Source organism: Ileibacterium valens (assembly GCF_001945525.1).
In the GTDB taxonomy this organism is placed as follows: domain Bacteria; phylum Bacillota_I; class Bacilli_A; order Erysipelotrichales; family Erysipelotrichaceae; genus Ileibacterium; species Ileibacterium valens.
The window spans coordinates 1-14,758 of sequence record NZ_MPJW01000148.1 but is presented as its reverse complement, the minus strand read 5'-3'; the positions used below and the strand labels follow the sequence as shown (position 1 = coordinate 14,758).

The window sequence follows — 14,758 nt, the reverse complement described above, 5'->3', positions numbered from 1 at the left end:
GGCAAAAGAAGGATAAAGGGCAAGGTCGAGATAATCATCGACAAAGGAACTGACAGTAGTGAAGACAGAATCCATCTCAATATGAGGGAAGAGAGAATGGAGCAGTGGCAAACGGCCCTGAATCGAGTTATAGTGTGTTTGGTAATTTTGTTTATTGATCATGAACATATTTTACCAAAAGAGGCACCTCATCCATTACGGATCAGGTGCCTCTTTTTATTTTTGGACTGTCAGAAATTTAACAGCCCCTTTCAGAGGTAAAGGTTATGAACATTATTTCTTTGCAAATCGAAATCTTTATTCTTATATTTGTTGGATATGTCCTATCAAAGTTTCAGGTGATCGATATCCGACTAAGGAAAGGATTAAGCAATCTGGTCCTGAAAGTCGTTCTTCCAGCTTCGATTATTCAATCTTTCGAGCTGGAGATGACCTTCGAGATCCTTGTCAGCTGCATCTGGGTTTTGATCGCTTCCGTTTTGATTCAGCTTCTTTATGCTTTCTGCAATCTGTTCTTATGGAAAAAACAAAACAATCCAGATCACAGAATCTGCCTTCAATATGCGACCATGGTTTCCAATGCCGGATTTATGGGCATGCCCATCGCTCAGGCAGCTTTTGGAGCTCAGGGCCTTTTATATTCGTCGATCTTTCTAATTCCTCAGAGAATCGCGATGTGGTCTGTGGGTCTTTCTCTTTTTTCGAAAAAGACTTCAAAAAAAGAGCTGATATCAAAAGTCCTGTTCCATCCCTGTATGGTGGCTTTAGGTATTGGCGTTTTATTAATGCTTGCAGAAATGCATGGCTTTCAGATGCCAGAAAGCATTGACAGATCCCTGGCTGCAATTGGAGGCTGCTCGACTGCCCTGAGCATGATTGTGATCGGTTCAATTCTTTCCGAAGTTCATTTTTCAGAGTTTCTTGATCAGACAAGTCTTTGGTATTCAGCCATTCGAACGATCATCCTTCCTTTAATAATCCTGATTGGCTGTCAAATGGTGGGCTTTTCCGGTTTAGGAATGGCTGTCTGCGTACTTGAATCCGCAATGCCTGCTCCAAGTACGGTGGTCATGTTAGCTGAAGGATACGATCGTACACCTTTGTTTGCCAGCCGCCTGGTCTTTGTTTCTACGATCTTTTCATTGATTACTCTTCCAGTGTGGATGGTCTTTTTATCAGGATTCTGATTTAAAAGCAGGTAAAAATGCTTTTTCCTTTGTTCCGATCAGGCCATCATTCAGGAATAAAAATTATCGGAATAAATGAAAGCATCCGATAATGAGAATCGGAACTTTTTTCGGTCATTTGGATAGCTGTTTTTTCTTTATTTATCCTGCTTTCGAGATTTATTCCAAGTCCATATAATGAAATCAGCCAATAGGAAGGTTTGATGCTGATGAAATACATGACGGTACTCGAAGCCTCAAAAAAATGGGGTATTTCGGATCGTCGTGTCCGTTTTCTATGTTCTCAGGGACGAATCAGGGGCATCATACAGCAGGGAAGACGTTATTTAATTCCGGATGGAACCGAAAAACCTTCCGATGAAAGAATCAGAAGGAGTCATGGTTCCAAATCGAAACGGTATAATGACTTTTCGCGGCTGGATTTTCTGAAAAGTATGCTTTGTGAAATGCCGGATGTGGATGATAAAGTGGGCCCAAAACAATTGGATCACTTTGCGCTTTCCTTTATCTATCATAGCAATGCGATGGAGGGCAACACGCTTTGTCTTGAAGATGTAAAGGAAGTTTTGAATGGAAAAGTATGTGCCGGACATTCTCTGAACGATCATTTGGGCGTGATCGGGATTCGGGATGCCTGGAATTATGCTTTGGAGTGCGTTAATGAAAGAAAACCACTTTCACAAAACATCATCCGCAATCTTCACAGTATGGTCATGCTTGAAGATTCTGTCCGAAAAGGAAAATATCGAAAAGTCAAAGTAAGAATTAAAGGAACCGATTCCGATCCTGTTTTCCTGGATCTGATGGAACCGCGGATTAACGATCTGCTGAACCTGAATATGCAGCGAAAAAAAGTGATGCACCCTATTGAGCGAATCGCCAGATTACTGCTGGAGTTTGAAGGCATGCAGCCTTTCAAATCCGGTAATGGAAAAGTCGGCCGTATTCTGGTGAACCTGGAACTGATGCAAAACGGATATCCTCCTATCAATTTCAGAAAAGATCAGCAGCAGAAGTATCAGGAGGCAGTTCATTCCTATTACCTCTCTCATCAGCCTGAAGCGATGATCAAGCTGATCTCTGAAAATCTGGAAGACAGTCTGGAACATACATTGAAGGCCACAAAAATGAAGAAAAGAACAGGTGATTTTGAGTCTGCATGACTTGAGATTGCCTTTTTTCTATTCCGATCAGGATCAACGGAAAACCTTAAGAAATTTTTTCTCGTTTATTTCTTCATTTTCTGCCTGCTCCGTTTATCATGGATTTAGCAGTTCATTTACTGTTAAATTATTGATATACGTTCAGGAATCATACAAAGATCGAATGGAATCTGAACCAGCAAAAAAAGAATAATAATCAAAATTGAAAAATATTCTAAAACGAATTAGAGGAGAAAATCTATGGGAATTATTCGATGGTCACTGGATGCGGCAGGCAGCGCTTATGCCGATCAGCCAAAAGACGTCCTGATTGCTCAGGGTCTTGATAATGATGTTCTTGCCGCGCCAGCCATAAAAAAAGGAAAGAAGGGTTCAAGCGAAGTGATCACGGATGGATCCGTCTTCAACGTTGGAATCAACCAGGCCGCTTTGTTAATTGAGAATGGAAAAGTTCATGACTTTGTCATCGCGGATACGGAAGAGAATACTGGACAGTATATTTATGATACAAGCCACGAACCTTCATTACTGACTGGTGGAATGCGTGAATGGGATAACGTATGGAATATGGTCAAGAATCGATTCACATTTGGTGGTCAATCTCCAAATACAATGAATCTTGTTTATATTAATTTAAAAGAGATCACCAACAATCCTGTTGGAACCGGGAAAATCCCATTTATTGATCGCTATTTAAACACTCGGCTGATGCTTGGAGCGCATGGATATTACACGTTCAGGATCACCAATCCTGCGACCTTCTATGAGAATCTGATGATGGATCCAACTCAGGTCTATCGCCGTGAAGACATTACCCGGGTACTGAAAGCCGAAATGATGCCAAAGATCGCTTCTGCCATGGCTCAGATCGCTCCATTATGCGTGAACGGATATCAGGATATTTATCTGCATGATGAAGATATTGCCAAAGCTTTGAATGAAGCTTTGGGAAAAGAATGGTTGGATTCAAGAGGAATTGAACTCGTTTCAGTCGCTCTGACTCCTGAGCTTTTTGAGCAGGATACAAAACGAGTGATGGAACTCGAAAATGCCAGAACATTATCCAATGTGGATATGGCGATGGGCAGTATGATTAATGCTCAAAATCAGGCGATGCAGAATGCGGCCAATAATGCTGGAGGCTCTTTCTCCGGATTTATGGGTATGAACATGGCCGGCAGCAATGCCGGAGCATCAGCACTCGATCTGCTGGCTAAACAGCAATCGGCTAACAGTTCAATGAATCAGCCTGCCAGTCAGCCGATGAATACGGCTTCGGTTGAAATCTGGGAATGCCCAGGCTGCCATCAGGAAAATACCGGCAACTTCTGTGCAAACTGCGGAACCCCTAAACCAAAAGCCCTTGATGCAAAATTCTGCCCGGAATGCGGCGCCAGATCCGTTCCAGAAGCAAAATTCTGCTCTTCCTGCGGTCATAAATTTTAAACCGAAAACGATAAGATACGTTTTGCATTCAGATTCTGCAGATGCTTTAAAAGCCAGCCTGAAAAACATTCACAGGGCAAATCTGAGAGCCAATTCAGCCATGAAAATATTCTGTGATTCTTATGCAGAAATTTCATGGCTTTTATTCTTCTCAAAATAGCGTTTTGTCTTGCAGATTTTACGTGGGAATATATACAGGATGGTCCCTCGATCTTGTTCTATTCAGATGACATGAATAAACATTTAGGATTTAAATCCTTTATCTCTGGAAATAGAAGCAATTTTACAGTCATATGAAAAGACATTTCATAATCGCTCATTATACTAAGGTAGGATTTACATATTACTCAAGTAAAGACTGTAACTCATTGACATTGAGAACAACCGTAGAGAATATAGCAGGAAAGCCCATGAAAATTGAAACTGAAAACCTTATTTTGCAAACACCGGAAAGTGAAGCCATTGAATGGCAGAATCGTCTGCAGCTGCTGACATCAATGGGTCTTGACCATTCGTCTCTTAACTACGAGCAGCTATTAACGGATGCAGCCTTCAAAGATGAAAATCATCAACACTTCGAAAAGCAGATCCGAAAACTGATTGATCTTTTAAACAGCGATATCCTGGTACAGATTATCGAGAAAAAGGATCTTCAGGAAATCGGCCTGATTATTCTGAGCTCACATTCAGCAGCAGAAATAGATGCTGGATATTATTTTTATCGTAGTGAAGATCAGAAAAAATATGCCCATGAGTCCTTTGAAAAGCTGATGCCGTATGTCGAAACAGAAGTCAGAAAACTGAGTGCCCAGTTCTCGGATCTCTTCCATACCGACAGTAAGCTGCGAAATCTCATGCAAAAATATGCCTGAACTTTTTTTGTTCATCAAAGATCATCCAGCAATTCAATTTAAGAAATGATCATTCTTTTTACATAATAATATCCATCAGATCCCGCTGTTTTGACGGTTTGAGTCTGATGGATTTTTTGTACTGATCAGCTGCTGGTAAGGCTTCAGAATTAAGATTTGGATGAATCCAGTTTTTCTGTTCTATAATATTGGTAATCGATTAAACTTTAAAAAACAAAAAGGATCATCTAATGAATAATATGAATAAGGAACAAAAATGCAAAGAACCAAAAACCAGTATCGAAGATGGTATTTTTGTAGCTCCTTCAGCTGTGTGTAAGGGAAAGATAACGATTGAACCCCAATCAAGCATCTGGTATAACGCCGTCATTCGTGCAGATCAGGCACCGATTGAAATCGGAAGAAGATCTAATATTCAGGATGGAGCGATCTGTCATGTCGATAAAGATTTTCCACTCCATATTGGCAATGACGTTACGATTGGGCATGGAGCCATCATTCATGGCTGTACGATTGAAGATCAGACATTAGTTGGAATGGGAGCCATTATCATGAATGGAGCCCGAATCGGTTCTGATTCGATTATTGGGGCAGGAGCCCTGATTCCAGAAGGCAAGGTGATTGAACCAGGTTCTCTGGTCATGGGAATTCCTGGTAAGGTCATTCGAAAACTGAGCGAGCAGGAGATTGAATACATCAAAGAAAATGCGAACCATTACGTGCAGGAAGCATTAGATTATGCCAAAAGCGAAACTTGATCGTCTTAAATCTTTTCAATAGAAGCATTAAAAACAGAGAAGACCTGAAGATTGTTTACATCAATCGTTCGAGGTCTTCTTTTATATTCTAATGATGAATCTCTTCGCCAATTGTTTTCTGCTGAAGCATTCAATCAGAGTATTTAATTGGATCAGCCAATATTTGGATGTTTTTTGATCTATATAAAATTCTGCCTACATCAGATATGAGGTTTGAAGCAGCTCCATTGGATGATCAATAATTGCATCGGCACCTGCCTGTTCAAGTTCCTTTCGATCCCCAAATCCATAAGTCACTCCAATACCGGGCAGATGATGCGCATGAGCTCCTTCAATATCAAACTTTCGATCACCAACCATGATCGGATGATCAGCCTTCTCATTTTCTAAAGCATATTCAATGACTGCGTCCTTATTCACGCGGCTTGAATCTAAAGTCGCTCCATAAATCCCATCGAGATATTGATCCAGACCAAAATGTTCAAGAATTTTTCTGGCATAAGGTTCAGGCTTTGAAGTGGCTGCTGCTGCTTTAATATTTCTTTTCTTCAGTTCCAGAAGCAGTTCAAAAACTCCATCATATACTTTATTTTCCAACATACCTTGTTTTGTATAATATTCCCGATAATCAGCTACGGCCTGTTCAGGATCTAACTGTGGAAATTTCTTCTGGAAGGATTCTTTCAGAGGGGGGCCAATAAAAAAGATCAGTTCTGAATCAGGACACTCTATATTATGTTTTTTTAAAGCGTACTGAATGGAGTTAATGATGCCTTCCTGAGAATCAGTCAACGTTCCATCCAGATCTAATAAAACAAGATCAGTCATAGTTTTACCTCGTTTCTTTACTGATTGTAGCATTTTCAGGCTCCTGAACTATTCCTTAACTTTTCTGAGGCTAAAAATGCTTTCCAGAACATTGAGTACCTGATCTGCTCTTTTTAAATATTCCGAAAAGCAAGGAAACGATTACGAAAATTGAGCGCTTGATCAGGAATGATAAAATAGTTTCATGGCAAAATTTAAAACAACTCTGAAAAATCTGATTCGTGCAGAGCAGGATGCAAAGCGGCATCTTCCATTGCAAGTCAGTCGCTATACGGTTAAATCGAATAAGATTCCCAAATCTTTTCACCATTTTCGAATTGCTTTTTTAAGTGATTTGCATGGAACCTGGCATCCTTCACTGCTTGAAAGCCTCAAAAAGGAAAATGTTGATCTCATCGCACTGGGCGGGGATTATTTTGACGGAGTTTATCCTGCAAATGAAGCTCTCGAGTTGCTTGATGAATTAGTTCATATTGCTCCGATCGTTGGTGTGAGTGGAAATCATGAAAAGTACAGAAAAGACTGGCCGGTATTAAAGCAGATGTGTAAAGATCAGGTGCTCTGGGTAGATAACCGCTCAATCGTTTTAAGTTCGGATGGACAGAAAATCTGTATTTGCGGTATTGAAGATCCTGGAAATATTCGAGCCGATCAGAGTGTTGATCATTTCAGAGAGTATAAGAAGAAAGCAGATCAGATCAAACCGAGTCCATTGTTTACGATCGCATTGATTCATCGTCCAATTCTGGCTCAGAAAATCATGCGCGAAGATTTTGATCTCATTCTGTCTGGACATACTCATGGCGGTCAATGGCGCTTTTTTGCCATTGGACTGGCCGGTCCTGGCCTGGAAGAACATATTGATCTGTTTCCAGAATACGATGGTGGAAGATATCAGTTAGGCAAATCCGAGATGATTGTCAGCCGTGGGATATCCGATCAGATGTGGATTCCTAGACTGTTTAATAATCCTGATCTCGTCGTTATTCAATTAGAATCGGATATATAACAGGTAAGTTCGTGAGTCACATGAGTGAATTGATTTTTTTACGTGATGAAATGCTGCAGAAAAAATCTCGATTTTGAATGATTGATTCTGGATGGTAAACTATTATCTTCAGAAAGGATATCTGAGTATGCATTATAAATTGTTTGATTTGGGTGGATTGCCCGTTTATACATATGGCTTTTGTATAGCAATAGGAATTCTGGCTGCTTTTTTTGTAGCCGATCGTCGAGGAAAGAAGCTTGGAATTGATGTCAGCTGTCTGGATAGTTTTACACTCTGGATTCTGATTGGCGGGTTTGCGGGAAGCAAACTGCTTTACTGGCTGACCCGGTTTCAGGATATCCTCAAGGACCCTTCGATTCTGATGAATCTTTCTGATGGATGGGTTGTATATGGTGGAATTCTTGGAGGAATTGCCGCAGGATATATATTCTGCAGGATCAAGAAACTGAATTTCTGGCAGTTCTTTGATCTGGTGATCCCGGAAGTCGCTCTTGCGCAGGGGTTTGGCCGCTTAGGCTGCCTGTTTGCCGGCTGCTGCTATGGATTGGAAGTTCATGATCATGCGTGGTATGGAATGGTGTTTCCTGAATCTGGTTTAGCTCCAGCTGGAGTCCCACTGTTTCCAACCCAGCTTTTAAGCTCAATCTATGATTTTGCTTTATTTTTTGTTCTGATCTGGTTAGCCAAGAAGAAAAAATTCGATGGAGAACTGGCTGGATGGTATCTGATCATGTATTCCTTTGGACGATTTATAATTGAGTTTTTCAGAGGAGATCTGGTTCGTGGAGGCGCCATGGGGTTATCCACTTCTCAGATCATTTCAATCTTTACATTAATCGGCGGTATTCTGATCCTGGTGATCGGAAGAAAGATGATCCAAAAAAAGCAGAATCATTCAAGTACAGTTCAATAAAGGCCTGAAGATCATGATCTGATGCACAACATCAGATCTGAAAGCATCTCTTTAAAATTCTTCACAATAACTGAAATTAAAAAAGTTCGCTCAATGCGAACTTTTTTAATTTCTTGTATTCATCTTAGGATAATTCCTTCAAACCGGGTCAATCCATTGATGGATAATCCTTGCGGATATTTAATCAGTCGTTATGAATAACCAGTCAGGTTCCTTTCTGTTTTTTAGATCTCGTTGGACGATTCAACAGAATAATTCCGGATACGATCAGAATCAAAGAAAACAGAGTCTGAATATTCACCGCATCAAATTCATGCAGAACCAGAATCGAAAACAGAACACCAAACAATGGAATGGTGCAGGTAAAAATTCCGACCTGACTGACTGGATAATGACTAAGCAAAATTCCCCATATCGTATAGGCTCCGGCTGAAACAAAACTTAAAGCCAGCAGAATGAACAGGCCTGTCTTACTAAAGATCAGGCTGCCGCCCATTACCCATCCTAAAGCACTCAGCATCAGACCGCCTAAAAGAAACTGAGCTCCAGAAAGAAAGACGGTATTTTCCTTTTTCGAAAAGAGTTTAATCAGAACCGCAGACTCAGCAGAGCAGATCTGAGAGAGAAGCAACATTCCTTCTCCCTGAAAGGAAAAGGAAAACTGAAATCCATTCAGATTCATGACCAGAATTCCAAGAAATCCAAGAATGCAGCTGATGACTTTAACCGCACTCATTTTTTCGATTTGATAGATACAGGAAGCAAGTACAAGCGCAAAGAAACAGCTGGCCCCGCTTAAAATGGATGCGCTCACTCCTGTTGAATTGGAAACTCCGATGTAGTAAAAAAAGTATTGGCCAAACGTCTGAAAAAGCGCTAACCAGATGATGGCTTCTGAAGTCTCGCCTGTAAAATGAAGTTGATCTCGATTCTTCTTTTTTGAAATGAAAAAGAGTAAAACGAATACTCCGGCTAGCATAAACCGAAAGCCGGCAAATAACAGGATCGATGGAGTTTCATGAATTGAAAAAGCCTCATAGCCTAATTTGATCAAAACGGGTGCGCTGCCCCAGAGCAAACAGCAAAATAACGCCAGGATGACCAGGCGGGTTGTCGATTGTTTATCTGATATTTGATTCATATCTCCCATTAAACTCCACATTATCTAAAATTGACAGAAAGAATATCTCAGAATTGTAAAACTTTACAGTTTCCTCACTTTGGATTACATTGAGTACATTCTCTTTACTGTTTTTGCGGATGGTAAGAATGATTTTGAAAGGAAGTGCGTGCTTTGAAAGAATCCTTTGTTCAGGGTCTGCGGGATGGAATCCCCATCTGTCTGGGCTATTTTTCAGTCTCTATCGCTTTTGGTATGTCATCGGTCATAATGGGTATTCCTATTTTTTATACTTTTTTAATTTCAATTACAAATCTGACCAGTGCGGGGCAGATGGCTGGAGCTGGTTTACTGGCTTCAAAAGCCGCATTGATTGAGATTGCCTTAACCACTTTGATCATTAATGCCCGCTATTTTCTAATGTCCCTGTCCCTCTCTCAAAAAGCAAACCCCAAAATGAAGCTCTGGCAAAGAATGCTTGTCTCCTATGGGATCACGGATGAAATTTTTGCTGTTGAAATTGGACAGAGCGGTTTATTGAGTTTTTCCTATATGTCTGGCTTGATTGTATGCAGCGCATTTGGCTGGTTTACAGGAACACTGATTGGAGCAAGCGCTGGAAGCCTGCTTCCAGCCGGGATTGGTGCCGCATTAAATATTGCTTTATATGCAATGTTTATTGCAATTGTCACTCCAGCCTCGCTTGCTTCAAAACCCGTTTTATTCTGTTCCATTTCATCCGCGGTTTTATCGATTCTTTTTTCGATCCTGCCTGGATTTAAGGAAATATCTGCAGGATATATGATTATTTTGATCACTCTGATCATTTCAGTGATTTGTGCGCTGCGGTTTCCAGTGCATGGTGAAGATCATCAGAATTTAGATGAAAACAAAGAAGGGAAGTGCTCCTGATGAATCTCTATTATTTGTCAGGCATCGCTGTGATGGCGATTGTCACCTATCTGATTCGTGTCATACCGATGGTTTTGTTTCAAAAAAAGATCCACTCCATATTTATTCAGTCGTTTCTGTATTATGTTCCATACAGTGTTCTTTCAGCGATGACATTTCCTGCCATCTTCACCTGTACAGGAAATGTGTATTCTTCAATGGCTGGGACTTTAACCGCTTTGTTTCTGGCTTCCTGTAAAAAAAGTCTTTTATCTGTTTCGATTGGTGCTGCTCTTGCGGCTTTACTGGTGCAGCTGCTTGTTTCATTTGCAAATTGAAATCCCCATAAAAGATCAATTCAGGCCGTTTCGCTCTTTGGATTTCAGTCTATAGAAAAATTAAAAAAGGTGAAAAGACAGTCTATTTAAGTCTGTTTTTTCACCTTTTTTAATCTGCAATTACTTTTCAAGTGGACCGTGATAATATTCAGTACCACCAATATCTTTGACATCAATATTCATCTTAGCTAATTTGTTTTTAATGAGACCGGCATGATAACCTGTAACACAATAGACAAAAGAACCAGGCTTAATGCTGGCAACATTGGGCGAATCGAAAGGGATATTTACTGCCCCTGGAATATGTCCCTGTTCATACATTGCAGCTGGACGAACATCGATTAATGGAATGTTCTGATCGTGAGCTTCCTGTACTAATTTATCTGTTTCATATGCACTCATTAAAATACCTCCCATGAAAAGTTTGCCAACCAGAACAGATCGAATTAAACCGTTTAAAATGATTGAAAATCGTCTTCATTCAATAATTACTCAATTATTCTGGCTAGTTTATTTCTTCTTTTAGAGTAATTCTCAATCAGGTTAGCTACAAATCAATTGCCTGATAATCCTGTTGATTTCATCTCCCTCATTACAGCTCAGAAATATTAAAAATCGTACTATTATTTGATATGAATCTGACATCAACGATGAAATCTTTGACTTATGAATCAACTTCATCAAAATTAAGTTTATGGAAAATAATCCGTTTAAGCCAAACTCTTTACAAAAGAAAATTTCTAAAAATTCTACAAAGAAAAAAAGAGATCCCGCAAATTCGAAGGCTCAAAAATCGACATGGATCCAGAACCTGATTCTATTGACTGGTCTGATTGGACTAGGCAGCTTTGTTGTATCCGCTGAGTGGCTGATTATGGAGCTTTCTTTATCGGCCTTCATCCCCAGAACGATTCTTATCGGCTTAAGTATCATTTTTGTTCTGTTTGCTGTTTTTGCTCTTTATTCAATCATCGGATTCAAAAAGAAATGGCTGAAGATTCTTATATTGATTGTGAGTTTTTTAGGTACCGGTATCAATTGGGCAGGTTTTCAAATGATTGAGTCGACTGAAAATATGCTGAACCTGATCACTGCAAAAACCAATACCCAACAGAATCTGAAATCGACAGATGCTCATGCCAATCCATCCGATTCATCAGTCAATTCAGCAAAATCAGATTCAACTTTTCAGATTGATCATGAACTGATTGATTTTGACTCATCGATATCGGTTGTATTAAGCACCTATGTGCTGACCTCTTCTGAAATTGAAAAGCCAGACCAACTGAATACTCAGACTGTAGGGATTATTTCGTCTTTGGATCCTGAAGGATATCAAAACGCCATCATTCAGCTTGAACAAAGCAAAGCGAGATTTCAGACGATGGAATTTGACTCCATTTATTCATTGGCCAGCGCTTTAATCAATGGTCAAGTCGATGCCATCATTTTTCCAGAACAATATCACGCAAATCTGCTAGACGCTGCAAACGATCAGAATCAATTCAATGCATTAACTACAATGAGCACAATTATTGATCAGTATATTTATACGGTTCCAATGCCAGAACAGATGAAAAATCCTGCGGATCCTAGCCGTAATATTACCGAAGATCCATTCGTGGTTCTTATCTCTGGAAGTGATACTTACGGAACGATCCATTCCTTATCAAGATCGGATGTAAATATGCTTGTGGCAGTGAATCCGGAAACAAAAAACATCCTGATTGTTTCCATCCCTCGGGATACCTATACTGAAATCACCTGCAAAAAAAATCCATCGGCCTGTATGAGTATTTCTGGCCTGAAAGACAAACTGACGCATTCTGGAATTTATGGAATTGGCTCTACAGAATCCAGCATTGAAGATTTGCTTGATATAGAGATCAACTATACTCTCCGTGTCAATTTTTCTTCGTTGATTAACGTGGTGGATGCTCTTGGGGGAATTGATATTACAGTGGAAGAAGGACAGGAAGTTGAACGATTTTATGCCAATGGATTACCTGGTGTCAAAGCAGGTCAGAATCATCTGGATGGAGAACGCGCTTTAGGTTTTGCCAGAGAAAGACATGCGTATCTGGATGATGATAACCAGCGGATCCGAAACCAGCAAATCGTCCTTGAAGCCATCCTGAACCAGCTGTTTAAACCTTCCTCTCTGTTTAAATATCCGGATGTGATTCGAGCATTGAGTACAGCTTTTTATACCAATATGCCCATTGAGCAGATCAGGGAACTGATTCATTTCGAGATTTCTCATTTCCCGAATTGGAAACTTTCAGCTTTTTCCTGTACCGGGCAGGGAGTAACCGGTTATTCACCTGCATTAAATTTCAATGTATCCATGTCGGTCGTTTCAAAAGATCAATTGGAATTTGCCAGAACATTAATCGAAAAGGTCCTCAATGGCGAAGAAATTGATCTTTCAGAAATTCCTGAATTTGAAGAGGCAGATTTTTCTGAGGTCTATGTGGCTGAAGAATCTGAGTACAAGATAGATAAAAAGGTAGATTAGGCAGGTTGTTCAAGCTCATTGTGATTTCGTATTGAAACATCAAAGGAAAAAGTTAAAAAGTTTTCTGTCTGTCAATGAAATAAAACGATTCGATAAGATGACCTATGTATGAAACGAAATTAAAAAGCTTCGGGAAAGAGAGATTGTTCTTTCCTGAAGCTTTTTGTCTGCTTTAACGCTTAAAAATAATTCGTTCTGAATGTTTATTCAGCTGCATTCTTAGAATCTTTGAATTTCTGAATCAGCTCTTTTTGTTCATCACTCAGTTCCTTAGGTAGAGTGACTTTGATTTTTGCGTATTCATCACCGGTTCCACGGGAACTCTTGACTCCTTTTCCTCTGAGTTTAAAGCGCTGATCAGGCTGGGTTCCAGCCGGTATCTTCATTGAAACCACACCATCTAATGTTGGAACATCCACTTCGGCACCTAAGAGAGCATCGGTAAAGTCAACTGGAATGGTCACCTGAATATCATCGCCTTCACGGGTGAATGTTGAGTCTGGGCGAACATTGACTTTTAGAAGCAGGTCTCCGTCTGGTCCGCCGTTCACTCCTGGAGCGCCTTTGCCAGCCAGTCGGATTTTTTGTCCGTCCTTGATTCCCTGTGGAATCTGAATGTCATATGTTACTGGATGAGCCTGACCCATTCCGTCACTGACCATAAAGGAGACGGTTTCCTGACCGCCTTTGACGGCCTTCATAAAGTCGATTGAAATATCGGCATTGAGATCTTCACCCTTGGTCGGTCTTGGCTGATAATTCTGATGGAACGAGCTTCCATTGGAGCGTCCAAATCCACCGCCAAACATACTTCCCAAAAAGTCATCATCAAAACCAAATGGCCAATCCGCACCTGGACCAAATGGACCATTTGAACCCTGATTAGACCAGCTGTATTTATAGCTATTCAAAACATCTTCATTAAAGTCAGCTTTAATTGCTTCTTCGCCGTATTCATCATAAAGCGCACGTTTTTTTGGATCTTTCAATACTTCGTAGGCCTTATTGATTTCCTTCATCTTTTCTCCGGCATCTGGTTCCTTATTCAGATCCGGATGATATTTCTTGGCCAGTTTTTTATAAGCACTTTTTATCGCTTTTTCATCGGCGTTTTCTGGAACACCTAAAATCTCATATAATCCTCGAGCCATCCTCGCACCTCTCAATCCATTTGCAGATACGGCCTTGCCATGATTCTCAACTACAATTTAATCCAAATAAACAATGAATGCCGAATGGCAAGCCTGACTATTTTCCAGAACTTTTATAAATGAAACAATTCTCATCTCAGTAAAATCAAGCCTTGCGATAATGTCTATACATATAAAATAACTTATATATAATATAGATCGATTTTATAAATAAGATGAATGAGGAAAACAGAGTATGAATCAAAACACAAAGCAGTTTTCAGCAGACGATAACAATTTTAAACTCGATGATTATTATGGCAGCCATATGGTCTTTCAAAGAGATCAAAAGCAACCGATATGTGTTAATGCTAACGTAAAACCAACCAATAATTGCAGCGAGAAATGCGCCAATTTTGGTTGGTTTTATTTTGATATCCTTCTTATAAAAGGAGGACAAAATGAAACGAAATCAAACCACCCAGCTTAATCTCGAGTTGAACATGGCAAAGATTCAAGGAATAAAACCCAACTTTACACAGCTGGCCAAAAAGTATAGCGTAGATCGGCATACTGTTGCCA

Annotated in this window: 15 protein-coding genes; 11 read left to right on the top strand and 4 right to left on the bottom strand. The window is 40.0% G+C overall.

Annotated features, from left to right (window positions below; translation table 11 throughout):
• Positions 1–266 precede the first annotated feature (266 nt).
• From BO222_RS07795 to BO222_RS07770, 5 genes are all read left to right on the top strand, one after another.
• Positions 267–1,187 (top strand): AEC family transporter, encoded by a 921-nt coding sequence (locus tag BO222_RS07795; RefSeq protein WP_075819914.1) that lies wholly within the window; start codon positions 267–269, stop codon positions 1,185–1,187.
• A gap of 209 nt (positions 1,188–1,396) precedes the next feature.
• Complete coding sequence (locus tag BO222_RS07790; RefSeq protein WP_075819912.1) at positions 1,397–2,350, top strand: Fic family protein; 954 nt, start codon at positions 1,397–1,399, stop codon at positions 2,348–2,350.
• Positions 2,351–2,590: 240 nt separating this feature from the next.
• Entirely contained in the window at positions 2,591–3,796 is a 1,206-nt protein-coding gene (locus BO222_RS07780; RefSeq protein WP_075819908.1) for an SPFH domain-containing protein, read from the top strand.
• A 410-nt stretch (positions 3,797–4,206) separates the two neighbouring features.
• Positions 4,207–4,668, top strand: coding sequence for a hypothetical protein (locus BO222_RS07775; RefSeq protein ID WP_075819906.1), 462 nt, complete (start codon positions 4,207–4,209; stop codon positions 4,666–4,668).
• Between the two features lie 230 nt (positions 4,669–4,898).
• A complete protein-coding gene (locus BO222_RS07770) occupies positions 4,899–5,426 on the top strand; it encodes a gamma carbonic anhydrase family protein (protein WP_233131227.1) in 528 nt (175 codons plus the stop codon).
• Positions 5,427–5,621: 195 nt separating this feature from the next.
• Here the strand turns inward: BO222_RS07770 and BO222_RS07765 are convergent, their stop codons facing one another.
• Entirely contained in the window at positions 5,622–6,254 is a 633-nt protein-coding gene (locus tag BO222_RS07765) for an HAD family hydrolase (protein WP_075819904.1), read from the bottom strand.
• Between the two features lie 184 nt (positions 6,255–6,438).
• Between BO222_RS07765 and BO222_RS07760 the strand changes: the two genes are divergently transcribed.
• A complete protein-coding gene (locus BO222_RS07760; RefSeq protein WP_075819902.1) occupies positions 6,439–7,263 on the top strand; it encodes a metallophosphoesterase in 825 nt (274 codons plus the stop codon).
• Between the two features lie 127 nt (positions 7,264–7,390).
• A complete protein-coding gene (gene lgt, locus BO222_RS07755; protein ID WP_075819900.1) occupies positions 7,391–8,179 on the top strand; it encodes a prolipoprotein diacylglyceryl transferase in 789 nt (262 codons plus the stop codon).
• 205 nt (positions 8,180–8,384) lie between these two features.
• Here the strand turns inward: lgt and BO222_RS07750 are convergent, their stop codons facing one another.
• A complete protein-coding gene (locus tag BO222_RS07750; RefSeq protein ID WP_075819916.1) occupies positions 8,385–9,320 on the bottom strand; it encodes a DMT family transporter in 936 nt (311 codons plus the stop codon).
• 144 nt (positions 9,321–9,464) lie between these two features.
• Here BO222_RS07750 and BO222_RS07745 point away from each other — a divergent pair, with 144 nt between their 5' ends.
• Entirely contained in the window at positions 9,465–10,211 is a 747-nt protein-coding gene (locus tag BO222_RS07745) for an AzlC family ABC transporter permease (RefSeq protein ID WP_075819898.1), read from the top strand.
• Positions 10,211–10,528, top strand: a complete 318-nt coding sequence (locus BO222_RS07740; RefSeq protein ID WP_075819896.1) for an AzlD domain-containing protein — start codon at positions 10,211–10,213, stop codon at positions 10,526–10,528. Before BO222_RS07745 ends, BO222_RS07740 begins: the two co-directional genes overlap by 1 nt.
• Before the next feature lie 120 nt (positions 10,529–10,648).
• On the opposite strand, the gene BO222_RS07735 is transcribed toward BO222_RS07740, so the two are convergent.
• The gene (locus tag BO222_RS07735; RefSeq protein ID WP_075819894.1) at positions 10,649–10,930 is read right to left on the bottom strand and encodes a rhodanese-like domain-containing protein; all 282 of its coding nucleotides are present in this window, start codon (positions 10,928–10,930) and stop codon (positions 10,649–10,651) included.
• A gap of 652 nt (positions 10,931–11,582) precedes the next feature.
• Between BO222_RS07735 and BO222_RS07730 the strand changes: the two genes are divergently transcribed.
• Positions 11,583–13,046 (top strand): LCP family protein, encoded by a 1,464-nt coding sequence (locus tag BO222_RS07730; protein ID WP_158024577.1) that lies wholly within the window; start codon positions 11,583–11,585, stop codon positions 13,044–13,046.
• A gap of 203 nt (positions 13,047–13,249) precedes the next feature.
• Here BO222_RS07730 and BO222_RS07725 read toward each other — a convergent pair whose 3' ends face one another.
• Positions 13,250–14,197, bottom strand: a complete 948-nt coding sequence (locus tag BO222_RS07725; protein WP_075819890.1) for a DnaJ C-terminal domain-containing protein — start codon at positions 14,195–14,197, stop codon at positions 13,250–13,252.
• A 235-nt stretch (positions 14,198–14,432) separates the two neighbouring features.
• Between BO222_RS07725 and BO222_RS07720 the strand changes: the two genes are divergently transcribed.
• Positions 14,433–14,666 (top strand): hypothetical protein, encoded by a 234-nt coding sequence (locus BO222_RS07720; protein ID WP_075819888.1) that lies wholly within the window; start codon positions 14,433–14,435, stop codon positions 14,664–14,666.
• Positions 14,667–14,758: the final 92 nt, after the last annotated feature.